Consider the following 26,923-nt stretch of genomic DNA (forward strand, 5'->3'; position numbering starts at 1 on the left):
AAGTTTTAAAATACATTCAATTTATTCATTTCAACATTTTATCATAGATTTCAATTGATTTCTTTTCATAAAAAGAAGTAGGATAACGAATCCCAGATTGAATTCGTTATCCTACTTCTATATATTTCATTACCTTTTAAATGAAATGGATTATACGTCACTTTAACTAACTACTTCATTACATTATTTATTAATATCAATACGATATAATTTTAATACTTTGTCTTTAGGTGAGCTTGAACCAAATTGATAGCTTGTTTTACCGTTTTGAATATAAGCAAAATTGCCACTTACACTATTATATTGAACACGTTTAATGGCTCTTTTACCTACGCTTTGTGCTACTTTTTGATAAGTTGGACCATTGGCTTGATTATAAGTCATTGATACTCTAGTCACATAACCAGTATTTTTTTTACCGATGGCAGTAACAACTAATACGCCTTTATTTGTATGGAATTCATAATATTTTTCTTGATTATTTGGATTATATGAATAAATAGGTGTGCCATAGTGATTAATAACATTTTTAATTGATTCACCTATTGTCACATTTTCTAATGTTTTTTGACCTTGAGTTAATTGTTGTACAGTCTGAATCGAATTACCACTAGCTGCTTCAGCATGATTATAGCCTACTCCTGTCATTACTAGTCCTGAAACTAATAGGGCTGTTGCTAACTTTTTCATAAGCACTCACTCCTTTTTCTTTTATGCTTAATTACAGTATACCCTATCCATTACAAAAATAACAGAAATATTACAAAAACATTACAAAATATTTCTTTTTTATAATCCATTCATTTTGGTAAATAATATTATTTAGTGTTGAGGCATATGTTTTTTTATAAAAGGTGTCACATCATGGATAAACTTCTCTTGTTCTTCTTCAAAAGGATACATGCTTGACTTCGAATACACTTCAAAATGTACATTTCCTATTAAATCTGCTACTTCTTTAGATTCAAGAGATGTTATTCTTTCTCCATACGCACTTGCAACTATAAATGTGGGTTTAGTGATGTACTCAAATACTTCTGCAATTCCTCTTTGTTTAAATACTTCATCTACTGCTTCTGTCTCTTCTTTAGTAGAAATTGAATTAGTATCTTCGACATTTTTTAAGAACTTATTCACTTTACGATGTTTATAATAGCGATGTTTATCTAAAAACTTCTCTTGTTTATCTTCATTCCAGTTACGGATTTTATGTGCGTATTTTCTAAACAATCGTTCTTCTGGTAACTCTCCTTCAATAGATGTCGGATTGATCATTGTTAACGAAGAGACATACTCTGGATATTGCTTTGATAAATGCGCAATAATTGTAGCACCCATTTCATGGCCAATAAAAGCCGCTTGATCTATGTAGAGATAATCTAATAATAAAATAATATCATCTGCAAATTCATTGAATTTAATATGTCGTGGTTTATCTGAATATCCATGACCACGTAAATCCAATAATACGACTTGAAATGTTTTTGAAAGTGCATGAGCTAAATTTTGAAAAATTGAAGCATTTTCAAACGCAGTATGTACAAGCACTACTGGGTATCCTTGTCCCATAGTATTGTAATTTAATGTAAATCCACCTTTTCTTGTAAATAATTCCATTTAATTATCTCCTTTTTTTTGTTTATTTATGGATAAAATCGTTAAGAGCTCTTCTATTGTTGTAATGATATAATCTACTTCTTCTTCTAAAGGTTCTAATTCAGCATTTTCTTGTTTATACCAAACGCTTACCATTCCCATAGCACGTGCAGGAGCAACATCATTTAAGGCATCATCTCCAACATACATAATTTCTTCTGGTAAAACGCCGAGTTGATCAATCATATCTTCAAAAATACGTGGGTGAGGTTTGCGATAACCTACTGTTTCAGAAGTTGATAAATAATTAATCACGTGTTCTATTCCTAATGAATAAATCCGAAATTGTTTAATCTTTGATTTCCCGTTTGCAATTACACCGAGTAAATAATCATGCTCTGACAACTTTTCAAGTGTGTATAATGTATCGTAGTATGGAAATACATATCGATAGAAATGCATTTCGAAATCATGAAATAAATCTTTCCATTTCAATCTATCGATGTGAAATTGTTTTATTATCTCCTTATATACATAAGGTTTATCGTTATCTTCATCATCATCTAATTCTATAAATTTATGTTTAAAGTCAGCAAGTTGTACATGTACAAAATAATCATGAAAACGTTCATATTGTTCTTCTATAAATTTATCTCGAGACTTAGTTCTATCCAATAATGTGCCTTCTAAATCGAACACAACTGCTTTGATTTGGCTTAAGTCCATTTTTATTTACCTCTTATCACTATAATTATTCTTATTTTAATAATTTTTGTTCACTTCACTAACGTGTTGTATTAGATTGAGTGACTAAAATATAAAATAATATGGGTATCCCAACAAGTGATAAAATAATACTTGCTGGAATTTGCACTGGATTAATAACAATCTTCCCTACAACATCAGCGAATAGCATCGTTAATGCACCTATCAATATGTTTAATGTCATTTGTATAGCAAGACTATATTGAAAATAATATCGTCTAATTAATTGAGGTACAATGATGCCAATAAAACCTATAACACCTATAAACGCTACTGCTATAGCTGTCATAATAGATGTTAACAAAAGTACAATAAATGTTATCCATTGCACATTTAACCCTAGAGACTTACTTTTAGCTTCTCCTAATTGCAAGAGCTTAATTGGTGTAACTAAACTATATATCACAATAATGATTGGCAAAGAAACCATTGTAATATAAACGAGCTCATTCATTTCGGCATTCGCAAATCCTCCGAAATAATAGGCTAACATACGATTCGTACGTTCTGGTTTAATGAGTGTAAGTATATATATTAATGCATTAAAAAAAGCGCCTACCATAAGTCCAGATATGATGAGTACTCTAATTGGAAAATTTCTAGACAATACGATTGTCATTATAACAACAAGTAAAAGTGTCGTGATACTAAAAATGATAGAAAAAATTGGAATAAATAGAAAAGATACACCTAAAAATATAGCTAAACTTGATCCAAAAGTCGCTCCACTCGCTAAACCAAGTGTAAAGCTATCTGCTAAAGGATTATTTAATACCGTTTGAAATAATTGACCCGTCAACGTTAATATGGCTCCTACCATAAGTGCCTCAAATGTTCTAGGAACTCTAACCTTAAAAAAAATCATTTGATTAAATGCTTGATGTAATGACCCTAAACCCCAAAAAAGACTTATAGCTATTATAATACATAAGCAAAGTGTCCAAACTGAAAATGTTAAATATAGATGTCGTTTCATTTCCACTCACATTTCAATTATTATTTATTTCTTATATTACAATGAATATATCCTTACTACTAATTAAAATAAGATTACAAAATGATTCTTTCTCTGCTTTGCTAAACTTACAAGAATATATGTTGTATAAAAAGCCTACAACATTGTCAATATCGTTGTAGGCTTTTGAAAAGTCTCTCATCTTAACGTTTTAACGTTTATAAATTGCATCACGTAATTCTTTCATACCCTCATCAATACGAGGTCCTGGTCGTGAAATTTCGTCACCATTGACTGTTTCCACACGTTCATTTTTTACTGCGTTGACTTCAGAGAAACCATCACGTTCTTTAATCACTTCATAATATTCTTCTTTTGAAATACCTTCAGTTGAAATTAAAATATCAGGATTTTTTCTAATAATACTTTCTTTATCTACTGCTTTCCATCCACTAACATTTGAAAATACATTTTTTGTATCTAGTTTTTCTATCATATCATTGAAAAAGGTTTCTTTTCCTGCTGTATATATTTCAGGTTTTGAAGACACTTCTATAAAAACACTCTGTTTTTTATGATGTGCTGGAATTGATTCAATTACTTTTTGAACATTATCTTTTGTTTCTTTGACTAACTGTTTCGCCTCTTTTTCACGATGCGTTACTTTACCTACTTGCTCAAATGAATCGTAGACTTGATTTAAAGACTGAGCGTCTTTAACATATACTACCTTCACACCACTATCAGCTAAACTATCAAGTGTTTTTTTAGCAGATGATTTTTGAGATTCATGAGCTAAAATCAAATCAGGTTTAGCTTTTAAGAGTGCTTCCTTATTTAAGTTCATTGCATCAAATTGTTGCTTGCCTTTTTTCACGTTTTTTGGATAATCATCAACTGTTGATACACCTATAATATTTTTTCCAAGACCAAGTCTATATAATATTTCAGTATTACTTGGAATCAAAGATATAATACGATGATATGTATGAGTATTATTATTGTGATCCGTTGTTTTTTGCTCAGTTGAATGCGTAGAATGATGTCCTTTTTCACTCGATTGATTTTGTCCACATGCTGCTAAAACTAATACTAATGTAAATAAAATAATCCACAGCTTCTTATTGTTCATTTATAAACAATACCTTCCTTTCACAATTTTGTTTATTTCATATATTTATCATACCAAATTATTTATATCATTAATTTAATTCTATAAATTTTTATTGTGTAATTTTATATTATTGGTTAAACTTAATGATTTAATTCTATTTCAAAATAAAAAAAGAAGGAAACAGATTTCAAAATACATTCTGTATCCTTCCTGTTTTCATACTATACAGTAGCTATTTTAGGATTTGGGCCATACTTATTTGTCCCCTCATCACTATCTTTTATTGTAAATGCAAAAGTAATCACAAGAATAATAAGTAAGACTAAAGACATCGCTGCCACCATAATTCCTAATTCAAGCGCAATCATTCCGTTGAAAAAACCATCAATTGAAATACCGTATGTTCTATCTACAATACTTGAAATTTTTCTGATTGATGTAAAAATTAAAATAATAAGAGGTAGAACCATTGTGTGCCCTGTATCATGTAAACGACGTACCGTCATCGTAAACGTTCCTATAAAAATAATGATATCAATGATTTCATACACAATATCAAAAAATGTATGCCCTCCATTTAACCCCAAAGTAATGATATTAAAAAGTAAACTCATAATCACTAAAATAATACAATTAGCTAAAATAGCAAACCAATAATGGCGTCTTCTAGTTCGACTTTTTATATTAAAATAATTTTGCCAAAATAATTTGAACGCTTCTATCATGTTTAAGCTCCTTTTATTCATCAGATATATTATATATATATCATCACATATTATAGAACTTAAAAACATCTTTTATTAAATATCATTTCGAATCGCATCAGCAATATACTGATTTAAATTATCGTGTCGTTTGTTATTAATTGTTTTAGCAAATCGCTCATCATTCTCATAAATCGAGGCAATATATTCTAAAAATTGTTCATCTACGTTAGGTACTTGTGTTTGAAGAATATCTTTTAGTTCAGAAATTGCTTGTTTAACCTGTACATGATTTATTTTATAGTTTGCAATAAATAATTCATTCATTTTATCAAAGAATGAATGTAACCTCTCCATTGTTTTCTTATTTTTTTGTTGTTTTTCTGTAGAATTCAATCGTTTTTGATTCTCTTTAAAAGCTTGATAATAAGGAGTATGACTATATTTCATTTCAGCTTCTTTCTCATATTGATTCTGTATATTATCATTATTCCATTTACTCATATTAATCTCCTCTTTTCTATGATTAACGAGATGATGATTAAGAAAATGAATCATTTTGTTTAATTGATCTCTTTGTGCAACAATACGCTGATAATTATTTTCTAATATTATATTTTTCTCTTCTATACTGTTACTAAAATAAAGTTGAATATCTGCTAATGATAAATTCAGTTCCCTTAGAAATTGAATGGTCTGTAATTTAGAGATGTCCTTAGAAGAATAATAACGATAACCATTAGATGCAATATAAGTGGGCACAAGCAACTCGATTTCATGGTAATAATGAAGTGTGCGTTTAGTTACTTCGGTAATTTGACTCACGTCATTGGGTGTAAAATATGCCTGATTTTCCATTCTGACATCCTGCCTTTTTCTTAATCTATTTGTTTCACTACTCTTTTCATCTCTCTATAAAAGAGACTAAGCTATGACGTCACGTCAAGGTCAATCCATTTTTGTAAAATATTGATCTAAGAAATGATATCTTTGTTCAATAGAACCATTAAAATAATTTTTCCCAAAATTATCTAGTAAAGCATGAAATTCATTTGCATCTTGATTTGTAAAGTTTGGAGGTAATTCGACATTTCTTTTTAATTTATCGTAATTCTCAGTATTGGCATAACCGAGTTTTTTATATAACCGACGTGTATAATGATCAGGAATAAATTCAACTCTCTCAAAAATATAGACTAGCAATACATCTGCTGTTTCACTTCCAATACCGTGTAGTTTAAGTAATTCATTTCTTAAACGTTCTCCATATACTTCATTAATTTTGCAATAATCAAACTGATATTGATTTAACCAGTTGAATAATGTAGAAATTGCTTTTGATTTATTATTATAGAAACCACTAGAGCGGATTAATATTTTTAGTTCTTCTATCGGCAGATTTAATATGTTTTGCGGTTCAAAATGGGTTGCTTCTTTCAGCCGTCTAAGAGAAAGTACAGCATTATTCCAGTTTGTATTTTGAACTAATATAGCACCTAATATCATCTCTTCACGTGTATCTGCTGGCCACCATCCTTGAGGCCCCATATGTTTTAATAATGCTTTGTAAAGTTGTTCTGTAGTCATCATTGACATCTTTTTACCTTTCTATAAAAAATAAACACCTTCACAAATAAATATTCGTAAAGGTGCTTTTAACTTAAAAGTATTTATATTACATTGATTCTGGTGCTGATACACCCACTAATGCTAATGCGTTGTGTAATGTAATTTTAACAGCTTCAATAAGAGCAACATGTGCTTTTGTTTTTTCAATATCATCAGATAATACCTTTTCAGCGTTATAGAATTTATGGAATGCTGAAGCTAGGTCTTGAATATAATTAGTTAATCGATGTGGTGCACGACTTTCAGCAGCACTCTCAATTGTAGGCTCAAACTCTGCTACTTTCTTCAATAAATCAATCGCTTTTTCATTTGTAATGGTACTAAAATCAGCGTTTTTGTCTATTTCAATCCCTTTTTCTTTAGCTTGTTTTAAAATCGAACAAATACGTGCATGTGCATATTGTGCATAATAAATTGGATTATCTTGAGATTGCTCTTTTGCAAGTTCCAAATCAAAATCAAAGTGCGAATCAGGACTACGCATTGTTAAGAAATAGCGCGCCGCATCAATGCCTACTTCATCCATAATTTCACGTAACGTAATTGCATTACCTGTACGTTTACTCATTTTAACTTCTTCGCCATTTTGCATTAAACGAACCATTTGCATAATTTGAATTTCTAAACGATCGCTATCTACACCAAATGTTTCTAAACTTGCTTTTAAACGATTAATATAACCATGATGATCTGCACCCATTAAATCAATTAAAATATCATTGCCACGATTAATTTTATTGTAATGATACGCTGTATCAGGTGTAAAGTACGTATAGTTACCATCTTTTTTGATTAGTACTCTATCTTTATCATCCTTAAAGTCTGACGTACGTAACCAAGTGGCACCATCTGCTTCATACGTATAGCCTAACTCATGCATTTTTTCTAATGTATTATCAATCGCACCATTTTCGTATAGTGATGTTTCACTAAACCAATTATCAAAATGAACATTGAAATCTGATAAATCTTTTTTCAATTTATCCATTTCATAATCAACACCCAGTTGTCTAAATGTTTTTAAGCGTTCTTCATCAGAGTAATCTTTCATTTCCGGATGTTTTTTGGCTAAGTCTTTACCAATTTCGACAATGTCTTTACCATTATAGCCATCTGCTGGCATTTCATGGCTTGTATCCCCTAATGCCTCAAAGAAACGTGTTTCAATTGAACGTGCTAAATTTGTAATTTGATTACCAGCATCATTAATATAATATTCACGTGTTACATCGTAACCTGCTGCAATTAAAATATTTGCTAGTGAATCACCTACAGCAGCATTTCGAGCATGTCCAATATGTAAGTCACCAGTTGGATTTGCTGATACATATTCTAATAATATTTTTTTGTTTTTTGGTTCTTCTGCATAACCAAATTTATCACCTTTTTGAATTGCTTCTGAGATGACAGCTGTTAAATATTGATTATCTAAATAAAAGTTGATAAATCCTGGCCCAGCGATATCTACTTGTTTTACATTTGCTTTACTTGTATCTAAATTGTCTACAATAGCTTGAGCAATATCGCGTGGATTACGTTTAGCAATTTTAGTTAAGACCATTGCAATATTAGTAGAATAGTCTCCATTTTTAGTATCTTTAGGGATTTCAACTTTAATTTCAGGAATATCTTCTGCTAGATTTGCTTTTTTTATACTTGCTTCAATTTCTTGTATTAAAGTTTTCTTTACTTTTTCAATAATATTCATTCGCCTATCTCCTTATACTTAATTTCATATTGATATGAGCCCATTTTTTCGTCATTTTGATGTAATTCGTATTGTATTTTTAATTTCCCACCATTTTCATTTACAAAATGTAAAATACTCTTAGTTCTTACTATTAATGGAATGCGTCCTGCTGGTATAGTATAAAGTGTTGTAGTGTCCTTACCTTCAACGAAGTGTAAGTTCATATTGATATCACCTTTACGTATCAACTTCACGCCATTGTCTTCAATTTTAATTGTTACATTAACAACTGCACTTTCAATTTGTTCTTGATATCGAATATAATCGGCATGTTTTTGTTGCCATGATCCTTGAGAAGAAAACTCAAATGTTTGTTTTTCTCCATTTTGTTTTAAGACTTGTTTCGTTTGAATGTGTATATTCTTATCCAACGTGTGACTCACCTTAATCTTTAAAATATTACACCACATTATAGCATAAATCCTATAGTGCTTGAAGTTAACAAAATTCTATCAACATTAGTTAAATAGTTATCATAAAAAAGAGAGTAAAACAAAAGTCATGTTGTGTTCATTGTCCCATTTAAGTCCTTGCCTCAACACAATTAAAAAATCTTGATATCCTATGTTTTTAATTTAATTATCTACTTCTATATAATGAAAAAGAGCCTAAGACGCTTATGTTTTAAGTCTCAGACTCGATTTTTTTCAAGTTATTATTTTTTGAATGTCACCATTAGTATCATAGTATTACTTTTTTCTTTCTAATATGTCCGTTTCTGATTCAAGTTCAACAATATCATAATGATACTTTTCTAAAAGTGTTCTATATTTATAGAAGAAAATGATGCCGAAACCGATTGATGCTACAAATAATAAGATATTTTTCATTTGTTGTCCTCTTTACTCCATAAATTAGCTATAATCTTTTAAATAATTATATCATTAAATAACATTTTTATACATTTCTTAATAACTAAATTTGATTAGGTGTACCTTATTTCCCAGGAATAAATACTTTTGCCTCACTATCTTCTCGATAATAATACCCATTAGGGATCGCTTGCAATTCAATCAATACATTAAAAGGCGCTTTGATATAAACGCTTTTACTGCCTTTAGTATCTTCATAAGTTGAATTATCATGTGTTTCAGACAAAGGCTCAGCCCCTGCACGCTTGGCATCTTCGAGTACATCTTCAATGTGATCTACCATTAATGATATATGATTAAAGCCTAAATCTTCTAATTTAAGCAGAAATTTTAATATGAAGATTTAAGAGTTATTAGTAAACAAACTGAACAATCTTTTCAACAGATTTATCATAATGTAATGAAATCAGTTTATCATTTTTATAATGTTGGAGATACATTAGAAAAATAAAACTCGAGATACTCAGTCATTTAATATGCACTACTGAGTGTCTCGAGTTTTTTCTAATCAAATGCCTTGAATAACGCTTCGTTTGAGTTATTCCACATCGTTTCATTATGGGATATTAAAAAATCTTTTAATATCTTTTTATTTTCTTCACCAATTTGATCAATAATAACTTGATGTTTCATAGACTTATCCATCATATTGACATGTTCTGGCATACTCTTATAACCTCGACGAATACTTTTATTTACAAGTAAATAACATGCAGTGACGCCCGCGTAATAAGGACCATTTTCACCACGTTCAGTAGTCACCCAACATAACCAATATTCCTTAGCTTCTGGACCTTCCACTGATTCTTTATCAGTAATCCACTTTACGCCTTTTTCTACTTCCGCACGTGCATGCATACCGCCGATATCAAGAAATGCTTCTTTATTTGCAACATCGATAAATACAGGTGCAATATTATCTAAACTAATTGCTCCTATATTTGTACCTTTATGACCATCTAGAGGATCATTTTTTATAATATTAAATTTAAACCCTTTATTTTCTGCCACGATGATTCCTCCAATACTTCTTTACCTTTTCACACTTGCTATTAAATCATAGCGTATATTATCAACAAATATTTAATTTAATTCATTCAATAAATTAATAATTGAACCTTTCACTTCTGGATCTTTAATATTAAGAATCATTTCTTTAGGATAGTATAGTTTATAGTCTTCTCGATTAATCCCAGTAATACTTGAAATGACTAACGATTGGCTACTAATTTCTTTAATACTACCATTTCGTCTTAACAAATGGATAGGTTGTCGATTAGAACCAGGTCGATCATAATCATATGGTAAATCCGAAAAAGCTTCACTAACAAAATAATATTCCGGATCAATGCCACCTTCAATAAATAAATCCTGTAATTCAGTAATTGTAATAATCGAACCATCAAATGGAATATACTTAAAGAGATCACGATTAATAAATCGACGCGCTAAATCACTTAAGATCTCATCTTCTTCATGTATCCATTTCTTCAAATAAAATAATACAGTTACTTCATCTAATTCTACATACTGATCAATTGTAATTGTGCCTTCAAAAAATGGAATAAATTCTTTTGGATACATTTTAAATTGATAATCTTCTTTATAAAGCTGTTTGACTCGCTTAAGACAATTATTTAATAGTACTTCTCCACCACGACTTACGGGATGAAAATAGATTTGCCAATACATTTGGTAACGACTCATAATAAAATTTTCTACAGCATGCATACCACTTTCTTTAATAAGTACTTCATCTTTTGATGGTCTCATTAATCGAAGTATACGCTCCATATCAAATGTACCATATGATACACCTGTGAAATAAGCATCACGTTGCAAATAGTCCATACGATCAGCATCAATTTGAGATGAAATCATGGAAATGACTAATTTATTTTTATGCGTTTTATTAATAACATCGGCTACTTCCTGAGGAAAGGTCTCAGACACTCTACTTAATACTTCGTTAACCTCAGTGTTTCCAGTAATAATTTCTTGGGTAAACGCTTCGTGATCCGTATTAAATATCTTCTCAAAACTATGTGAAAACGGCCCATGACCCAAATCATGTAATAAAGCTGCACATAAAGCAAGGGGGCGATCTTTATTATTCCATGCTTCACGCCCAACAAATGATTCATCAATCATACGTCTTACAATTTCATAGACTCCTAAAGAGTGTCCAAAACGACTGTGTTCTGCAGTATGAAAGGCAAGGTATAATGTACCTAATTGCTTAATACGACGCAAGCGCTGAAATTCTTTAGTTTTAATTAAATCCCATATTAGTTGATCTTTAACATGAACATACTTATGAATTGGATCTTTAAATACTTTTTCTTCAGCTAATTTTTTAGTTACATAAGATGATTGTGTCAAGTTCATCCTCCTCTTTCATACTTGCTTTCATCAGTAGTAATATGAATTTAAGTTGATTAATTCTTATAATACTTTCTTCATTAATGCTAAATCTAATTGTTCACCATACATTTCTGGTTGATATGAACGAACTATTTCAAAACCATGATGTTGATAATAATGAATAGCTTCTTTGTTCTTATTATCAACTTCTAAAAAGACCGTATCATATTCATTTTCAAATTCATGTAATCCTTCTTCAAGTAAACTTGTTCCATAACCTTTATGTTGTACACCTGGGTGAACATAATGTGCGGCTAAGTATAATTCTTTACCATAGATAAAGTTAGCAAATCCTACAATTTCATTATTTTCTTCAACAACTAAAAAAAGTTGATCTTCTAATCGCTTTTTTAAATGGTGTTCATTATACGAAGCTGCTAATAATTCATTAATTGTTGATACTGCATAAATATTTAAATACGTATTATACCAAGCTTTTGTAGCTACATCTCTTATTGCTATAACGTCATTAGTTGTCGCTTTTCTAACTGTATACATGCTTCATTCTCCTGACATTTTATTGTAATTTAATAACAAAATTATATCATAGTATATTAATAAACGCTTTCACTCAACTTTAAGATGCATCTTATTAAGACAGTACTGCATTCCATTCCTGTGCTCTTTCTAGAGCATATACATCTTTCATAACATCTCCAGGTCTTTCTGCTGTACCAATAATATAACCATTTAGGTTTGCTCCGAGAAAATCTAAACTATATTCTAACTGTTTAATGCAAGGTTTCGCTTTTACTTTCGGACAATCTCCCCCAACTAAGATTAATCTAAAATCAATGTTAGACATTTTAGTTTTAAAATCCTGATATTTAGGATCGATTAATGATTCTGACCAATGATCGATAAATGCTTTTACAGATGCTGACACACTATACCAATACACAGGTGATGCAAAAATAACTGTATCACTTTCAAGCACTTGGTCAATAATCAATTGATAATCATCTATGTATGACTCAATTTGCTTTGATTCATGTCTATAATCTCTTACAGGTTTAAAATGATATTGTGTTAAATCAATCCAATTATATTGTTTTCCTTCTAGAGCATATTGTGTTAATTGAGCAGTATTTCCTTGTGGACGACTTCCACCAAATAATACAGTAATCATGTATCTTACCTCTTTTTTAATTTATATTATTAATGTGTTTTTTCTATTTACTTATTATGTACCCCATCTTTTTACTTTTATTTATAATAAAAACTCCTACACCTATATAAACGGTGTAGGAGCCATTATTACTTTTATTTAACGTACTTTATTCAACTGGGAATAAATCATCTATTTTCTTAATTTCTTCTTCAGTCAGTTCAATATTTGCTGCTTCAATGTTTTCTACAACTTGATCAGCACGTTTCGCACCAGGAATAACAACATCAAGTGATGGACGTGTTAAGTAGAATGCTAATACAATATTAGCAATACTTGTATTATGAGTTTCAGCAATACTTGATAATTCTTTTACTCGACGTACGTTATCATTGAACACTTCTGGTTGGAAATCACGACGAGTTGCACGATGATCATCGAAAGTTTGATTTTCTTCATACTTACCAGCTAAAATGCCAGAAGCTAATGGGAAATATGGTACAAAAGTAATATCATTTTCAGCTGCGTATTTCATTACTTCTTCATTTTCACGATGTAGTAAATTATATTCTAATTGAACAACATCCACATATCCGTCTTTATTCGCCTCTTTAAGTTGATCTAACGTAAAGTTTGAAACACCTATTGCTTTAATTTTTCCTTCTTTTTTAAGTTCTTGTAATGCTGCCACAGCTTCATCTTTTGGTGTATACTCATCAGGAAAATGAATGTAATACAAGTCAATATAATCCACTTGCAAGCGTTCTAAGCTCTCTTCAACTTGTTGTTTTAAATAATCAGGTTGGTTATTTTGAACAACATCGCCATTATCTTTAATAACATGTGATCCTTTAGTTGCAATTTGAACTTTTTCACGAGGATATTCCTTTACAACTTCTCCTACAAGTTCTTCTGAGCGTTTAGGTCCATAAATAAACGCAGTATCAATTAAAGTAATACCATTATCAATAGCTTTTCTAACGACATCTTTTCCTTGCTCTTCATCTAAATTGGGATATAAATTATGTCCTCCGACTGCATTTGCACCTAATGCAACTGGAAATACATGAACATCAGATTTTCCTAATTGTACAAATTCTGCCATGATATTCACCACTCCTTAAAAATGTAGTTTCTATTTATAGTTTACCCGATTAGTAATGATAAATTCATTCAGTAGTGTTTAAAACATTAAATTTGACATATGTTTTATTTTATATTTAAATGTAACTAATAAAGTTACATTTAGGAGGTGCATCATTTGAATTTAGAATTTAACATTGCCGTTCACGTACTTAGTTTTTTAGTAAAGCACGACAACCAACAATTCAGTAGTCAATCTTTAGCAAAATTAACTTGCCTCAATCCAGTTCAATTACGTAGAGTGACTACTGTTTTAAATCAATACCAGTTTATTAATACTTCCCGTGGTAAAAATGGTGGATATAGTGCAAATCATTCAACTGCTAGCATTAAACTATCAGTACTATATCGTATATTTGTGCTTGAAAAAGATAGCCAACAGCGTATTTTCACAGGTCATGAGCAGAGCGATTGTGAAATATCAAGAAACATAGCAAAGACCATGTCACACTATAATCAAAAGGAACATCGTGTTATTTTAAATTTTTATGATACCCTCACAATTAATGATGTAATTAATGATACACTTCAGGAGGATACAACATATGACACATTATAATTTAATCGTTATTGGTTTTGGTAAAGCCGGAAAAACACTTGCCAAATATGCATCATCACAAGGACAACAGGTTGCTTTAATTGAACAGTTTACAGAAAGCTATGGCGGTACATGCATAAACCATGGCTGTATTCCATCTAAAGTGCTTGTTAATGATGGTATTAAACATGTCGATTTTTCAACTGCCTTTTCAAGAAAAAAAGAAGTAGTCAAAGCATTAAATCAAAAAAACTATTTAAACTTAGAAAATGATGAAAATATTACCTTGTTAAACTTTAAAGCACAATTTAAATCTAATACAGAAGTAGAATTAATTGATGAAAATGGTAAGTTAGTTCAAACACTGACAGCAGATAAAATTTTAATTAATACAGGTGCAAAATCTAATATTCCAAATATTGAAGGTATAGACTCAGCACAAAATGTATATGATTCAAAAGGACTATTAAATATTTCTTATCAACCTAAAGAATTAGTGATTATTGGTGGAGGATATATTGCATTAGAATTTGCCTCAATGTTTCAAAGCTTTGGTACAAACGTAACTGTACTAGAATATAATAAACAATTTATGGCCAGAGAAGATCAAGAAATAGTCACACACATGATTAATGATTTTAAAGATAAAGGCGTACGTTTAATTACTAATGTTGAAACAAAAGCATTAAAAAATGAAGGTGATTTGACAACAGTTGAAACCTCACAAGGAAACTTTACTGGTGATGCAATCTTACTTGCTACAGGACGTGTACCAAATACAGATTTAGCTTTAGACAATACAGATATTGAGTTAGGCACTCACGGAGAAATAAAAGTAAACAACCATCTACAAACCTCTGTATCACATATTTATGCTGCTGGAGATGTAAAAGGTGGATTACAATTCACTTATATTTCTTTAGATGACTTTAGAATTTTGAAATCTGAATTATTCGGTGACCGTTCACGACACACTGAAAATCGTGGTACTATCCCTTATACAGTATTTATCGATCCACCGCTTTCTCGTGTTGGTATGACCGCTTTAGAAGCACAAAAATTAAATTATAATTACGTTGAAAACACTTTATTTATTAATACTTTACCAAAACACAAAATTAATAACGATGGTCGCGGTCTTTTCAAAGTTGTAATCAATAAAGATAATAATGAAATATTAGGTGCTACTTTATATGGTAAAGGTTCTGAAGAAATTATTAATTTAATTAAACTTGCTATCGATCAACATATTCCTTATCAAGTATTACGTGATAATATTTATACTCATCCAACAATAGCTGAATCATTTAATGACTTATTTAACATTTAATAAAAAAGCTCGTAAACCCATTTTTAAATGAGTTTACGAGCTTCTTTATCATCGATATTTATTATTTATTTGCTTTACGCTTTGCTAATTTTTCTTTTAATTTTCTATCTTGTTCTTCTTTACGACGCTTACGTTCTTCATTACGTTTTCTCAAACGTTCTTCTTCTTCAGGATCACGTGGTTTTTTTAATTGTGCAGTTACTTTTTCCATAAGTTCATCTTCAGTCAATGCAGCAAGTGGGCGATTATTAACAAAAGCAAATGTCTTACGACGACCTGGACCACAGTATGACTGACAGCCTATTTCAATTTCAGCATCAGGATCTAATTTTTCTAATTTTTTCTTTAATGATTTTAAGTTAACTGCCTGACATTCGTCACAAATCAAAAATTTATTCTTCACTTCGCTACCCACCTTTACATTATTTTCTCTTATATTTACTTCCATTCATTTATTACAACTCTAATTATTTTACTCTTTTTAATTAAAAATTCAAGCACTAAAAAAGATTTGCTATAAATAAAAAGCAAGACATATATTTTCTTAATAAAATGTCTCGCTTCATCATAATAGTAGTCTTATTGTCCGTGATATATTTTAAATTTCAAAGGTTTAATTCCCTTTTTTTCCCATACTTCATAAATAGAGTGCTTATCAACTCTATTATCGATAATTGTAATGCCACAATCTCCTCCACCAGCTCCAGAAGTTTTTGCTGCACCACCAAAACGTTCACCAATATCACATAATAATTTTAATTTTTTTGTTTCAATATCAACCGTAGCCTCTTTATCCATTTGCTGAATAATACTACGATTTTGACGAATCATTTTTTGTACACCTTTTATATTATTCGTTTTAAAAGCATAGATTAAATTTTCCACACACGTATTTGATTGATCAAGAAACTTACCATAAAAAATAGGGTCAGATTTTAAACGCTTGACTTCGCTTACTAAGTGAGGTGACGAAGCAGGAGAACCGGTCCATCCTATGAGAACTTCCATATTTTCAGGCGCTTGTAAAGGTTCTATATGAAGACCTGGCCAGTTTTTTTCTAATACTTCATCTACAGATGTTTCTTTCATTTGTTGTTTTACCCATTCGTGATCAAACGTACTATAGGCAAGCCATCCACTATAAACACTAACAGCAATATCTCCGCATGAACTTAAACTTTGTAATCTCATATTTGAAATAACCGCAAGCTTATAAATATAAAGATTGGATAACTCCATTTCATAAAATTCATTTAGAACCTTAATCACAGATACTAAAACTGCAGCACTAGAACCTAAACCATACTTTTGTCCTGATGCATCTGCAAGATTACTATCAATAGTAAGATGAAAATGTTTTAATTTTATATTACAACTTTTCGCATACTGCTCAAACACTTCAATAGCAGTAACTACATATTTGAGTTGATTGGCTGCATGTACATCTGATATTTCTATTTTATCTTCATTACGATTAAATGTGACAGGTTTATAGTGTAATGTTTTAGAATGAATCGTACCTGTGATTTCATTTGAAGCTTCAATAGCAGCCGTGACAAAACGATCTACTGCAATTAACACTGATTTATATCCAGGTTCGGTTACAGCATATTCGCCCGCTATATAAAGTTTTCCTGGCGCTTTTGCCTGAATCATTATATCTCTTCCCTACTTAATTATTTCGACTCCTGCGTGTGTAATATCACTTGTTATAATTTGATCTTTATTAAATACTTCTAAAAATTGATTCACAATCGCTTGTTGATGTTTCTTTTCTATTAGAACTTTTACATTTGGTCCTGCATCCATAGTAAAATAACAAGGTAATCCTGCTTCTCTACATTCATGTACAATTCTCATAGCTTCGTAGCTTTCTGGCACAAGATATGTAAATGGTGGCTGTGCACCTAAATTTGTTGCGTGCATTCTCAAACCGTTTGCCTCAATCACTTCACCCATTCGTTTAAAATCTTTTTGGGCAATCGCTTGTTTTGTGACTTTTAAATCTTCCTCTACATGATCTAACCAGTATTGATAAAAACGTGAGGTATCACGAGTTAAAGACATACCTGAACGACTTGATACTTTCTTTAATTTATTGTTAATAACTACAAAAATCATAGCTAAGTCATTCTCGAAGCCATCTGACTCAATTTGATGGGCGTAAGACGTTTTATCATCATAACCTTTTTCCCATTCAGCAAAACCACCATAAATACTTCTTGATGCTGATCCAGAACCACGACGAGCAAGGCGAGATAAATCTTTATCTGATAGGTTTAAATCAAGCGCTTCATTGCAAGCACCAGCTAAAGCTGCATATGCACTAGCTGAAGAAGCTAAACCAGCAGCAGTAGGCACAAAATTATCACTTTCTATTAGTGCATACGTTGAAATATCAGCTTCTTTTCGAATCATATCCATATAACGTTGAATTTTAGCACTTTCTTTAGCATTAACAGCTTCTTTATTTAAAATAAGTTGATCTTCTGTTAATGAATCATCAAACGTTACACGTGTTTCTGTATAGAAACGCTCTAATGTCACTGATAAACTATTATTCATAGGAATAATTAGATTTTCATCTGCTTTTCCCCAATATTTTATTAGAGCAATATTCGTATGGGCGCGTGCTTTACCACTTTTTTTCAAAGATTTATCCTCCTAACTTTTCAATCCAAGTATGTTGCGCTCCAGCTTTTTCGGCTGCTGCAACAATAGTTTTAGCAGTCACTTCTTCTTTAGTTAGAATTAACATGCTACCACCTCGTCCACCACCAGTTAATTTACCAGCTACTGCACCATGTTGTCTTCCAATTTCGAGTAAAGTTTCGATTTTATCGTGACTGACTGTCAATGTTCTTAAATCGTCTTGACATTGATTAAATATATTAGCAAGTTGATCAAAGCTATGATGGTTAATTGCATCACTAGCTAAATAAACAAGAGAGCCAATATGTTCAATGACATTCATATATGACTCATCGTTATCACATAAACGATGTACATCTTCAACTGCTTGTTTTGTAGAGCCTTTAACTCCTGTATCAATAACAACCATATAGCCATCTAAATCAAGAGACTTTAAAATTTCAACTTCTCCTTTTTGATACCAAACGGGTTGATTCGTTACAATCGTTTTTGTATCAATACCACTTGGTTTACCATGAGCAATGCGTTCAGCCCAGTCTGCATTTTCTAGTAATTCTTTATCAGATAGCTTCAATTCTAAATAATCATAACTTGCTCTTATAAAAGCTACTGCTACTGCTGCACTCGAACCTAAACCTCGAGAAGGTGGTAAATTAGCTTGAATTTTAATCAACAATGGTTCTTCAACATGTTTGCTTTCTACGAAGTGTGTAATAAGTGATTTCAAATGATCAGGTGCATCGTATAAAGGACCATCATAAACATCACTCTGAATTGCTGAATAATTACCTTTTTCTAAGCTTTCAATAAGCACTTTTACTTTTCCTGAAGTAAATGGAATGGCGATTGCTGGCTGGCCAAAAGTTACAGCATGCTCACCAATCAATATAATTTTTCCGTTAGATTCTCCATAGCCACGTCGTACCATGATCTCTCACCTTTAATATTCTTTCTAAAATGATTTCAACATTCATTAATGTTGTTTTAAAATTGAACATATTTATACATTTGTACATGTCATGTCACACATATGTTTATACTCATTTACTTCAAATCTTGCATTTGTGTTAATACATCAATAAATAGTATAAAACTTTGTCAAAAATAGTTCAAAACTTTGAAATATTTATATCCTAAAAAATGTTATAATCAACATAATTATGGTTAAATTATCGTTCTTAAATGAATCCACCTCATCTATATTACTATAAAAAATAATAAGAATGTAGCAATTTTTATATTTTTGAAGGTAAATATATACTTTAGTTGTATGATTGCATGCTAAAAAGGGAGTAAGCTAAAATTCACTTAGAATTTTTCTTACTCCCTTTTATCTTATTTTAATCTAAGGAACGATTCATTTTCTCATTACGTTCAATCATTTTATCGAAATATCCTTCATAACGTTGCCACTCATCCTCTGTAATTGGATCCATATTTAGCTGGCCACCTAAGTCTTTAATCGCATAAAGTAATTGGAACATCACACCTTGAACTTTAATGTCCCGATGAAGTAATGTTTCCAAAGATGCCATACATTCTGGTTTAATATCCGGATATTTAAATTTCGTAACTTCACCTTTCAAGGCACGTTTATAAAATTCATGCATCATTTCAGCTCTTTCTTCACCAGAACCTTCAACACATAAATAAATTTGAACTGCAATACCTCCACGTACCCGTCGTTGTGAAATACCAGCAAATTTTTTCCCATCAATACTTAAATCAAATCTTCCAGGACAATATGAATGCTCTATTTCTTTAGTATCTATATCTACATTTTCATTTTCGAACATTTTACAAATAAGTAAATACATAACTGTGAATGCTTCATCAATGGTTGTCTCAGTTTGTCCTTTAAAAATAAGCGAAATATTTAAAACACCTTGGTCTAATACAACCCCAAGACCACCAGAATTTCTAACGATTGCATTATAACCGATCTCGTCAGTTAAGTATTGAATACCGTCTTTTAAAAATGGCAAACGTGAATCATGTATACCTAAAATGACAGTGTGTTGGTGAATCCATGTTCTTACAACGTTACAAGATATATCTTTTCCTACACTTTCTGAAAACGTGTCATCAAATGCAAATGACTGCATTGGCGCTAAACCTGAAGAATGGTCTATATAGCGCCAATGAATGTCATTAAAATACTTACTCGCTAAATCCATTATTGTAATGTTTGAGCAGCAGTAATAATTGATAAGTTATAAACGTCTTCAGTAGAACAACCACGAGATAAATCATTTACAGGTGAATTAAGACCTTGTAAAACTGGACCAATCGCTTCAAATCCACCTAAACGTTGTGCAATTTTGTAGCCAATATTACCTGCTTCTAAACTTGGGAATACAAATACATTTGCGTCACCTTGAATTTTTGCTCCAGGTGCTTTTTTCTCTGCAACTGCAGGTACAATCGCAGCATCAAATTGAAATTCTCCATCAACCACTACATTATCTAAACCTTCAGATTCCACTTTTTCTTGTGCTAATTTTACTGCGTTAGCGACTTTTTCTACATCATCTGATTTAGCTGAACCTTTAGTTGAGAAACTTAACATAGCAACACGTGGATCCATACCAAAACTTTTTGCTGATTTTGCACTTTCTACGGCAATTTCTGCTAAATCAGAAGATTCTAATGTTGGATTGATAGCACAATCACCAAATATATATTGTTTATCTTCTTTAATCATAAAGAAGATACCAGATGTTCTAGATACGCCAGGTTTTGTTTTAATAATTTGTAAGGCAGGACGGACAGTATCTCCAGTTGAATGTGCAGCACCACTTACTAATCCATCAGCATGACCAGCGTATACTAACATTGTTCCAAAATAGTTAACATTGTTTAATAATTCTTGAGCTTGTTCTTCAGTAGCTTTACCTTTACGACGTTCTACGAAAGATTTGACTAATTCAGGTTTCAAATCACTTTTAGAAGGATCGATAATTTGAATATTAGAGATATCTAATCCTTTATCTTGAGCTAAAGTATTTACTTTTTCTTCATTACCTAATACTAAAGGTGTAACATAGTCAGTTGCTTGTAACTTTGTAGCTGCTGTTAATACTCGTTCATCTTCACCTTCCGGTAATACAATTCTAACGTTTTTTCCTGAAAGTTTTTCTTGTAATACATCTAATAAACTAGACATAATGCCCTCCTCAAATTTTTTAAATAATAGTATTTTCACCTTAATTATACTTTATTTCTTTTAATATTTCTATTTCATTAATTTGTAATCTTTTAAGTATGTGTGACAATTCTCTTTATGATAAAATTTAATCTGTATTGATAGAAAATATAGTTAAAGGAGCGATAGATATGAGTGAAGCAGCTGAAACATTAGATGGTTGGTATAGCCTTCATTTATTTTACGCTGTCGATTGGGCAACGTTTAGATTGGTGCCAGAAGATGAGCGCGAAGCAATGATTAATGAATTTAAAGTATTTATCAAAAATAAAGCCACTGCCAGAGAAAAACAAGCTGGAGATTATGCTTTATATAATATTACAGGTCAAAAAGCAGATATTTTATTATGGTATTTACGTCCAGAAATGAAAGAATTGAATGAAATTGAAAATGAATTAAATAAATTAAGAATTGCTGATTTCTTCATTCAAACTTATTCATATGTATCTGTGATTGAGTTAGGTAACTATTTAGCCGGTAAATCAGACGAAGATCCTTATGAAAATCCACATATTAAAGCAAGATTATATCCAGAATTGCCTAGAACAGAATATATTTGTTTCTATCCAATGGATAAACGTCGTAATGAAACATATAACTGGTATATGTTACCAATGGAAGATCGTAAAAAACTAATGTATAACCATGGTATGATTGGACGCAAATTCGCTGGTAAAATTAAACAATTTATTACTGGTTCAGTAGGTTTTGATGATTTTGAATGGGGCGTCACATTATTCTCAGATGATGTTCTACAATTCAAGAAAATTGTTTATGAAATGCGTTTTGATGAAACGACTGCTCGCTATGGCGACTTTGGTAGTTTCTATATCGGCCATATTTTAACTACTGATCATTTCGATCAATTTTTTGCAATTTAATATATAAATGGAGCAAAGACTAGCATAGTAAACGCCAGTCTTTGCTCCATTTTTCAATAAATTAATATATTTATATAAAACAATTAGTTTCCGAGATAAAGTACACTTTTTACAAAGTGTACTTCAAGTAGTATGGTTTGGGAGAACTTCATTACTACTCTGAACATTAACAAATCACAAAAGTGCTGTCGCTACCCAGCACAATGTTGATTTGTTAACTATTATTATTTAACCGAATTGTAATGTTTTGAAACATTATTGTTATAAATCAATTGTTTTTTAACATTAAATTTTATTTTCATTAAAATATATTTACCTACTATTGAGATATAAATGAATGGTCATCATATTATGATTGTTAAGTTTTATAATGTAAGGTAGTTATTTTCATGTACTTCTACTATAATAATGATTACATCTTAACGAATGGTGATGAAATGGAAAATACAAATAAACAAGAACATATAGATGAAACTTTAATCAAAGACGTCGTCATGATGGCTGGACGTATATTACTTGAATCTGGCGCGGAAGGAACACGTGTAGAAGATACGATGACACGTATTGCCCGAAAACTAGGATATCCTGAAAGCAATAGCTTCGTTACAAATACAGTCATTCAATTTACTTTACATAACGAATCTTACCCCCGAATATTTAGAATTAATTCCCGTGATACTAATCTCATTAAAATTTCACAAGCAAATGAAATATCACGATTAATCACAAAAGGGGATATCTCTTTAGAAGATGCAAAAGAGCGATTAGAAAAAATATATATTGCAAAACGAGATAGTAGCTTAACATTTAAAGGGATTGCTGCTGCCATTATTGCAATTAGTTTCCTATATTTGCAAGGTGGCCAATTTATCGATGTGATTACTGCTCTACTTGCAGGTAGTATTGGGTATCTGGTTGTTGAAATTCTAGATCGTCGATTACACGCACAATTTATTCCAGAATTCGTCGGATCCTTAGTTATTGGTATTATCGCAGTATTCGGTCATTGGTTAGCGCCAAGTGGTGATTTAGCTACTATTATTATTGCTGCAGTCATGCCTATTGTACCTGGAGTACTGATTACGAATGCTATACAAGATTTATTTGGTGGTCATATGATGATGTTTACCACTAAGTCTTTAGAAGCACTTGTCACCGCATTTGGTATTGGTGCCGGCGTAGGTTCGATATTAATATTAGTTTAGGAGTACGCATAAATGTTTTGGTTATTTAATTTTATATTTAGTTATACAGCTTCTCTCTTTTTCTGTGTAATCTTTGACGCTCCTAGAAAGCTGTATTTATCGTGTGGTTTTGTTGGAGCTTGTGGATGGATGGTATATATTTTATTCTACCAAGGTTTGAATATACATACGATTTATTCAAGTTTTTTCGGTAGCTTTACATTGGGTTTAATCAGTCATTACATGGCTCGTAAAAAACGTGAACCTGCAATCATTTTCATGGTTACTGGTATTATTCCATTAGTTCCTGGTGGACTTGCTTTTGATGCAACTAAAAATCTAGTCTTATTACAATTTGGTAAAGCAATCAACACAATGCTCGAAGTCACACTTATCGCTGGTGCGATTGCATTAGGATTATTATTCGCAGACCAAATTTCAAAAATCATCGTTTCTGGTTTCGCTCGCCGACGTAAACGTATATAACAATAAAACGCGAGAGATTGTTGGTAATTAACCCTCAGCTCTCGCGTTTACGTATATTATTTTTTATCTTTTATCATTTCTTTAACTTCTCGTTCTGATTGATTTAAAATCAGACGACTTAATTCGTCATTATTCATATTTTTTAATTTAGGGTATCGAACTACAAAGAAAATAAGACCAATCACTAACCAACTACCCAATGCAATATATGAAGGCATTGAAAGTGAAGCCGGCGATCCTGGAACTAATAATAAAAGTAAAAAGATAAATGAAACAATAGAACCTAAAATAGCAAAGGTCTTATAAATAGGACCATACGTGTTACTTTGTTTATTGTAACTAAATAGCTTAGCAGCAGATAAACAAGTAATAAAATAAGCAATAGATACACCTGTTGAAGACATATCAACAATCCATGTTAATGCGGTACGTCCTAACCATGGCGCAATTAAAGTAATAGCTACTAAAAAGATAATAGCTACATATGGTGTTTTATATTTTGGATGTAATTTACTAAACGCTTTAGGCATGATACCAGCACGCCCCATTGAGAATAGTAATCGACTTGAACTCATTAAGAATCCGTTTAATCCAGTAAAAATCCCCATAATAATAGCAATCGCTAATACTCCTAAGCCAATATAACCAAAAGCAGTTTGTGTTTCAGCGCCTGTTAACCATAAATTTCCGTTAAAATTCGCATTATTCGTACCCAACCACCCTGTGTATAAAATCATAATGACATAAGTTAAAGCTGCTGCTAATAAACTGTATACAATCAGTTTGAACGTTTTATTTGGCGAGAAATTAAACTCTTCTGCTGTTTGTGGAATATTATCAAATCCCACATAAGCCCATGGTGCAATAGCTACAATCATAATAATGGAATTAAACCATCCAAGTTCTTTACTTGCTAAAGGTTGTAAGTTACTTAACGAAAAGTTATTTCCGAAAAATGAACCTACAAACATAAGCACAACAACAATGACCATTGCTATACAAAAATAATATTGGAGTGTACCAGAAACACTTGCACCACGAATTGCAATAAACATAAATACTAATAATAATACCGTAGCAATAACTATTTCTGTTATGTAAACATCCCATCCAGCAATCGTATATAACCTTCCATTATTCAAAATGTTTGGCAGTAAAAACTTAATTAATAAACTAAATGCTGTCGCATTTAACGCTACTACACAAACATAACCGAATGTTAAGAACCATGATGAAAAGAAACTCACATATCTTCCAAAACTTAAATAACTAAACGCGAATGCACCGCCTGACACAGGAAAACGTTCGACTAATGCGCCATAACTTACAGCAATTAATATCATCAATAAAGCACCAATGACAATACCAATAGATGAAGCAATCGGACCTGATTGTTTAATCCAATCACCGGGTAGTATAAATGCTCCCCATCCGATACACGAGCCATAAGCAATCGCCCAAACAAATTTTTCAGAGAGATTTTGTTTTAAATCTCCTCTATCTATCTCTCGATTTTTATTATTCATAAAATAAACTCACCTCAGGTACTTAACATACCCAAAAAGGTGAGTTTACTAACCAAAATATAAAATATTATTATCCAGCAAATTTAAATGTTGCAATAATTAACATTAACCATCCCACAATAAAGAGTACGCCCCCTATTGGTGTAATAGCTCCTAAAATACGAATTTGAGTCAATGCAAGAATATATAATGAGCCACTAAATAGAACAATACCAAAGAACAGAAGCCATCCTGCCCAATTCACATTAATAGAAGTTGTACCACTAATGATGCCAATCATAATTAATCCTAGACCATGATACATTTGATAATTCACTGCTTTTTCCCATACTGACATATATTTATCAGAGAGTTTTCCTTCAAGTCCATGTGCACCAAATGCGCCCGTACCAACAGACATCATCGTACACAATGCACCTAAAATTATAAATACTTTCATCATAATATTTTAGTTCTCCTAACTTAATTTTAATTAAAAATCAAATATTGATTCACCATTTCCAATTTCATCATCCGTCACCATCATATTAGACGATTTAGTTTGATGCTTCATTGTTTGTGGAACTTTACCACCCATCGCTTCAATTTCTGCAGCAGTAATCGCTGAATGATTTGAAGGCTTATTTGAAAACGAAGATTCAGAAGTTACAATATTAGTAAAATCATGTTTTGATTTTTTAGAAGGTCGTTTTGAAACATCGGAATAAAGAGATGTTAAAGTATGAATCGCATACATATGCTTTTCAAACTGTTGTTCATCTTGAGCTTCATCTGCTTGCACTAATTCTTGTTCTATAAGTTGAATTAATTGTTCTTTGTTCAATTAAGATTCCCCACTTTCACACCATTGTATTGGCGTTTTACCTTTAGATTCTAAATAATCATTTGTACGAGAATAAGGTTTAGACCCAAAGAAACCTCGATAAGCAGATAATGGACTTGGATGAACAGATTTAATGATATGATGCTTTGCTGTATCAATTAATTTTATCTTTTGCTGCGCAGGTTTTCCCCATAAGATAAAGACAACATCTTCGCGATAATCTGAAATAGCTTTAATG

32 protein-coding genes are annotated in these 26,923 nt (G+C 31.2%); 5 read left to right on the forward strand and 27 right to left on the reverse strand.

Annotation, left to right across the window (positions count from 1 at the left end):
- Nucleotides 1–183: 183 nt before the first annotated feature.
- From NR218_RS09455 to NR218_RS09535, 17 genes are all read right to left on the reverse strand, one after another.
- Nucleotides 184–690, reverse strand: coding sequence for an SA0570 family protein (locus NR218_RS09455; protein WP_017176032.1), 507 nt, complete (start codon nt 688–690; stop codon nt 184–186).
- Nucleotides 691–822: 132 nt separating this feature from the next.
- Nucleotides 823–1,617, reverse strand: coding sequence for an alpha/beta fold hydrolase (locus NR218_RS09460; RefSeq protein ID WP_017176033.1), 795 nt, complete (start codon nt 1,615–1,617; stop codon nt 823–825).
- Nucleotides 1,618–2,322 (reverse strand): HAD family hydrolase, encoded by a 705-nt coding sequence (locus NR218_RS09465; RefSeq protein WP_017176034.1) that lies wholly within the window; start codon nt 2,320–2,322, stop codon nt 1,618–1,620.
- Between the two features lie 58 nt (nt 2,323–2,380).
- Nucleotides 2,381–3,337 carry a FecCD family ABC transporter permease gene (locus NR218_RS09470; protein ID WP_017176035.1) on the reverse strand — a complete coding sequence of 319 codons (957 nt, stop codon included), beginning with the start codon at nt 3,335–3,337 and terminating at the stop codon, nt 2,381–2,383.
- A gap of 190 nt (nt 3,338–3,527) precedes the next feature.
- Nucleotides 3,528–4,448, reverse strand: a complete 921-nt coding sequence (locus tag NR218_RS09475; RefSeq protein WP_048682710.1) for an ABC transporter substrate-binding protein — start codon at nt 4,446–4,448, stop codon at nt 3,528–3,530.
- 203 nt (nt 4,449–4,651) lie between these two features.
- A complete protein-coding gene (locus tag NR218_RS09480) occupies nt 4,652–5,155 on the reverse strand; it encodes a DUF805 domain-containing protein (RefSeq protein ID WP_017176037.1) in 504 nt (167 codons plus the stop codon).
- A gap of 75 nt (nt 5,156–5,230) precedes the next feature.
- The gene (locus tag NR218_RS09485; protein ID WP_265883359.1) at nt 5,231–5,992 is read right to left on the reverse strand and encodes a MerR family transcriptional regulator; all 762 of its coding nucleotides are present in this window, start codon (nt 5,990–5,992) and stop codon (nt 5,231–5,233) included.
- A 90-nt stretch (nt 5,993–6,082) separates the two neighbouring features.
- Nucleotides 6,083–6,730: an endonuclease III domain-containing protein gene (locus NR218_RS09490; RefSeq protein WP_049413743.1), complete on the reverse strand. Its 648-nt coding sequence runs from the start codon at nt 6,728–6,730 to the stop codon at nt 6,083–6,085.
- Nucleotides 6,731–6,809: 79 nt separating this feature from the next.
- Nucleotides 6,810–8,471 (reverse strand): arginine--tRNA ligase, encoded by a 1,662-nt coding sequence (gene argS, locus NR218_RS09495; protein ID WP_002448884.1) that lies wholly within the window; start codon nt 8,469–8,471, stop codon nt 6,810–6,812.
- Nucleotides 8,468–8,884 (reverse strand): DUF1934 domain-containing protein, encoded by a 417-nt coding sequence (locus tag NR218_RS09500; RefSeq protein WP_049379664.1) that lies wholly within the window; start codon nt 8,882–8,884, stop codon nt 8,468–8,470. The genes argS and NR218_RS09500 overlap by 4 nt, the downstream gene beginning before the upstream one ends.
- A 318-nt stretch (nt 8,885–9,202) precedes the next feature.
- Nucleotides 9,203–9,343, reverse strand: coding sequence for a hypothetical protein (locus NR218_RS09505; RefSeq protein ID WP_162837134.1), 141 nt, complete (start codon nt 9,341–9,343; stop codon nt 9,203–9,205).
- Between the two features lie 106 nt (nt 9,344–9,449).
- On the reverse strand, nt 9,450–9,668 hold the full coding sequence (locus tag NR218_RS09510; protein ID WP_049379665.1) for a glyoxalase/bleomycin resistance/dioxygenase family protein: 219 nt from the start codon (nt 9,666–9,668) through the stop codon (nt 9,450–9,452).
- Nucleotides 9,669–9,889: 221 nt separating this feature from the next.
- Entirely contained in the window at nt 9,890–10,396 is a 507-nt protein-coding gene (locus tag NR218_RS09515) for a YwhD family protein (protein ID WP_002488571.1), read from the reverse strand.
- 72 nt (nt 10,397–10,468) lie between these two features.
- Nucleotides 10,469–11,773 (reverse strand): HD domain-containing protein, encoded by a 1,305-nt coding sequence (locus tag NR218_RS09520; RefSeq protein WP_170999975.1) that lies wholly within the window; start codon nt 11,771–11,773, stop codon nt 10,469–10,471.
- Nucleotides 11,774–11,830: 57 nt separating this feature from the next.
- Nucleotides 11,831–12,307, reverse strand: a complete 477-nt coding sequence (locus tag NR218_RS09525; protein ID WP_002488589.1) for a GNAT family N-acetyltransferase — start codon at nt 12,305–12,307, stop codon at nt 11,831–11,833.
- Between the two features lie 94 nt (nt 12,308–12,401).
- Nucleotides 12,402–12,938 (reverse strand): flavodoxin family protein, encoded by a 537-nt coding sequence (locus NR218_RS09530; protein WP_002488563.1) that lies wholly within the window; start codon nt 12,936–12,938, stop codon nt 12,402–12,404.
- A gap of 148 nt (nt 12,939–13,086) precedes the next feature.
- On the reverse strand, nt 13,087–14,022 hold the full coding sequence (locus tag NR218_RS09535) for an aldo/keto reductase (protein ID WP_002488560.1): 936 nt from the start codon (nt 14,020–14,022) through the stop codon (nt 13,087–13,089).
- A 156-nt stretch (nt 14,023–14,178) separates the two neighbouring features.
- On the opposite strand from NR218_RS09535, the gene hypR reads away from it, so the two are divergent.
- The gene (hypR, locus tag NR218_RS09540) at nt 14,179–14,619 is read left to right on the forward strand and encodes a redox-sensitive transcriptional regulator HypR (RefSeq protein WP_002488600.1); all 441 of its coding nucleotides are present in this window, start codon (nt 14,179–14,181) and stop codon (nt 14,617–14,619) included.
- A complete protein-coding gene (gene merA, locus NR218_RS09545) occupies nt 14,606–15,928 on the forward strand; it encodes a hypothiocyanous acid reductase MerA (RefSeq protein ID WP_002488570.1) in 1,323 nt (440 codons plus the stop codon). Before hypR ends, merA begins: the two co-directional genes overlap by 14 nt.
- Before the next feature lie 61 nt (nt 15,929–15,989).
- On the opposite strand, the gene NR218_RS09550 is transcribed toward merA, so the two are convergent.
- From NR218_RS09550 to pta, 6 genes are all read right to left on the reverse strand, one after another.
- On the reverse strand, nt 15,990–16,331 hold the full coding sequence (locus NR218_RS09550) for a DUF1450 domain-containing protein (protein WP_017176048.1): 342 nt from the start codon (nt 16,329–16,331) through the stop codon (nt 15,990–15,992).
- 176 nt (nt 16,332–16,507) lie between these two features.
- Entirely contained in the window at nt 16,508–17,584 is a 1,077-nt protein-coding gene (locus NR218_RS09555) for a phosphomevalonate kinase (protein ID WP_002488572.1), read from the reverse strand.
- Nucleotides 17,585–17,596: 12 nt separating this feature from the next.
- Complete coding sequence (gene mvaD / locus NR218_RS09560; protein WP_002488581.1) at nt 17,597–18,580, reverse strand: diphosphomevalonate decarboxylase; 984 nt, start codon at nt 18,578–18,580, stop codon at nt 17,597–17,599.
- Nucleotides 18,581–18,584: 4 nt separating this feature from the next.
- Nucleotides 18,585–19,508, reverse strand: coding sequence for a mevalonate kinase (gene mvk / locus NR218_RS09565; protein WP_019834880.1), 924 nt, complete (start codon nt 19,506–19,508; stop codon nt 18,585–18,587).
- A gap of 412 nt (nt 19,509–19,920) precedes the next feature.
- Nucleotides 19,921–20,757, reverse strand: coding sequence for a lipoate--protein ligase family protein (locus NR218_RS09570; RefSeq protein WP_025987147.1), 837 nt, complete (start codon nt 20,755–20,757; stop codon nt 19,921–19,923).
- Nucleotides 20,757–21,746 carry a phosphate acetyltransferase gene (pta, locus tag NR218_RS09575; RefSeq protein WP_002488580.1) on the reverse strand — a complete coding sequence of 330 codons (990 nt, stop codon included), beginning with the start codon at nt 21,744–21,746 and terminating at the stop codon, nt 20,757–20,759. Before pta ends, NR218_RS09570 begins: the two co-directional genes overlap by 1 nt.
- 170 nt (nt 21,747–21,916) lie before the next feature.
- Between pta and hemQ the strand changes: the two genes are divergently transcribed.
- The 3 genes from hemQ to NR218_RS09590 all read left to right on the forward strand — a co-directional run bounded on the left by hemQ (nt 21,917) and on the right by NR218_RS09590 (nt 24,336).
- Nucleotides 21,917–22,666, forward strand: coding sequence for a hydrogen peroxide-dependent heme synthase (hemQ, locus tag NR218_RS09580; protein WP_002488567.1), 750 nt, complete (start codon nt 21,917–21,919; stop codon nt 22,664–22,666).
- Nucleotides 22,667–23,103: 437 nt separating this feature from the next.
- Nucleotides 23,104–23,871 carry a threonine/serine exporter family protein gene (locus NR218_RS09585; RefSeq protein WP_029376813.1) on the forward strand — a complete coding sequence of 256 codons (768 nt, stop codon included), beginning with the start codon at nt 23,104–23,106 and terminating at the stop codon, nt 23,869–23,871.
- Between the two features lie 12 nt (nt 23,872–23,883).
- Nucleotides 23,884–24,336 (forward strand): threonine/serine exporter family protein, encoded by a 453-nt coding sequence (locus tag NR218_RS09590; RefSeq protein ID WP_002448879.1) that lies wholly within the window; start codon nt 23,884–23,886, stop codon nt 24,334–24,336.
- A 56-nt stretch (nt 24,337–24,392) separates the two neighbouring features.
- On the opposite strand, the gene NR218_RS09595 is transcribed toward NR218_RS09590, so the two are convergent.
- The 4 genes from NR218_RS09595 to NR218_RS09610 all read right to left on the reverse strand — a co-directional run.
- Nucleotides 24,393–25,862 carry an APC family permease gene (locus NR218_RS09595; RefSeq protein WP_070491992.1) on the reverse strand — a complete coding sequence of 490 codons (1,470 nt, stop codon included), beginning with the start codon at nt 25,860–25,862 and terminating at the stop codon, nt 24,393–24,395.
- 70 nt (nt 25,863–25,932) lie between these two features.
- Nucleotides 25,933–26,301, reverse strand: coding sequence for a DUF423 domain-containing protein (locus NR218_RS09600; RefSeq protein ID WP_095324338.1), 369 nt, complete (start codon nt 26,299–26,301; stop codon nt 25,933–25,935).
- 33 nt (nt 26,302–26,334) lie between these two features.
- Complete coding sequence (locus NR218_RS09605) at nt 26,335–26,685, reverse strand: DUF5327 family protein (protein ID WP_002488584.1); 351 nt, start codon at nt 26,683–26,685, stop codon at nt 26,335–26,337.
- Nucleotides 26,686–26,923: uracil-DNA glycosylase family protein (locus tag NR218_RS09610; protein ID WP_323670460.1), on the reverse strand; the 238-nt coding region annotated here is incomplete at its 5' end.

It is taken from the genome of Staphylococcus sp. SUC_1.2 (genome assembly GCF_026222585.1).

Bases quoted from the DNA above. Each gene is read 5' to 3' on its own strand.
- NR218_RS09455 (WP_017176032.1), bottom strand. From the start codon at position 690: ATGAAAAAGTTAGCAACAGCCCTATTAGTTTCAGGACTAGTAATGACA.
- NR218_RS09460 (WP_017176033.1), bottom strand. From the start codon at position 1,617: ATGGAATTATTTACAAGAAAAGGTGGATTTACATTAAATTACAATACT.
- NR218_RS09465 (WP_017176034.1), bottom strand. From the start codon at position 2,322: ATGGACTTAAGCCAAATCAAAGCAGTTGTGTTCGATTTAGAAGGCACA.
- NR218_RS09470 (WP_017176035.1), bottom strand. From the start codon at position 3,337: ATGAAACGACATCTATATTTAACATTTTCAGTTTGGACACTTTGCTTA.
- NR218_RS09475 (WP_048682710.1), bottom strand. From the start codon at position 4,448: ATGAACAATAAGAAGCTGTGGATTATTTTATTTACATTAGTATTAGTT.
- NR218_RS09480 (WP_017176037.1), bottom strand. From the start codon at position 5,155: ATGATAGAAGCGTTCAAATTATTTTGGCAAAATTATTTTAATATAAAA.
- NR218_RS09485 (WP_265883359.1), bottom strand. From the start codon at position 5,992: ATGGAAAATCAGGCATATTTTACACCCAATGACGTGAGTCAAATTACC.
- NR218_RS09490 (WP_049413743.1), bottom strand. From the start codon at position 6,730: ATGTCAATGATGACTACAGAACAACTTTACAAAGCATTATTAAAACAT.
- argS (WP_002448884.1), bottom strand. From the start codon at position 8,471: ATGAATATTATTGAAAAAGTAAAGAAAACTTTAATACAAGAAATTGAA.
- NR218_RS09505 (WP_162837134.1), bottom strand. From the start codon at position 9,343: ATGAAAAATATCTTATTATTTGTAGCATCAATCGGTTTCGGCATCATT.
- NR218_RS09510 (WP_049379665.1), bottom strand. From the start codon at position 9,668: ATGGTAGATCACATTGAAGATGTACTCGAAGATGCCAAGCGTGCAGGG.
- NR218_RS09520 (WP_170999975.1), bottom strand. From the start codon at position 11,773: ATGAACTTGACACAATCATCTTATGTAACTAAAAAATTAGCTGAAGAA.
- NR218_RS09525 (WP_002488589.1), bottom strand. From the start codon at position 12,307: ATGTATACAGTTAGAAAAGCGACAACTAATGACGTTATAGCAATAAGA.
- NR218_RS09530 (WP_002488563.1), bottom strand. From the start codon at position 12,938: ATGATTACTGTATTATTTGGTGGAAGTCGTCCACAAGGAAATACTGCT.
- NR218_RS09535 (WP_002488560.1), bottom strand. From the start codon at position 14,022: ATGGCAGAATTTGTACAATTAGGAAAATCTGATGTTCATGTATTTCCA.
- merA (WP_002488570.1), top strand. From the start codon at position 14,606: ATGACACATTATAATTTAATCGTTATTGGTTTTGGTAAAGCCGGAAAA.
- NR218_RS09555 (WP_002488572.1), bottom strand. From the start codon at position 17,584: ATGATTCAGGCAAAAGCGCCAGGAAAACTTTATATAGCGGGCGAATAT.
- mvk (WP_019834880.1), bottom strand. From the start codon at position 19,508: ATGGTACGACGTGGCTATGGAGAATCTAACGGAAAAATTATATTGATT.
- NR218_RS09570 (WP_025987147.1), bottom strand. From the start codon at position 20,757: ATGGATTTAGCGAGTAAGTATTTTAATGACATTCATTGGCGCTATATA.
- pta (WP_002488580.1), bottom strand. From the start codon at position 21,746: ATGTCTAGTTTATTAGATGTATTACAAGAAAAACTTTCAGGAAAAAAC.
- hemQ (WP_002488567.1), top strand. From the start codon at position 21,917: ATGAGTGAAGCAGCTGAAACATTAGATGGTTGGTATAGCCTTCATTTA.
- NR218_RS09585 (WP_029376813.1), top strand. From the start codon at position 23,104: ATGGAAAATACAAATAAACAAGAACATATAGATGAAACTTTAATCAAA.
- NR218_RS09590 (WP_002448879.1), top strand. From the start codon at position 23,884: ATGTTTTGGTTATTTAATTTTATATTTAGTTATACAGCTTCTCTCTTT.
- NR218_RS09595 (WP_070491992.1), bottom strand. From the start codon at position 25,862: ATGAATAATAAAAATCGAGAGATAGATAGAGGAGATTTAAAACAAAAT.
- NR218_RS09600 (WP_095324338.1), bottom strand. From the start codon at position 26,301: ATGAAAGTATTTATAATTTTAGGTGCATTGTGTACGATGATGTCTGTT.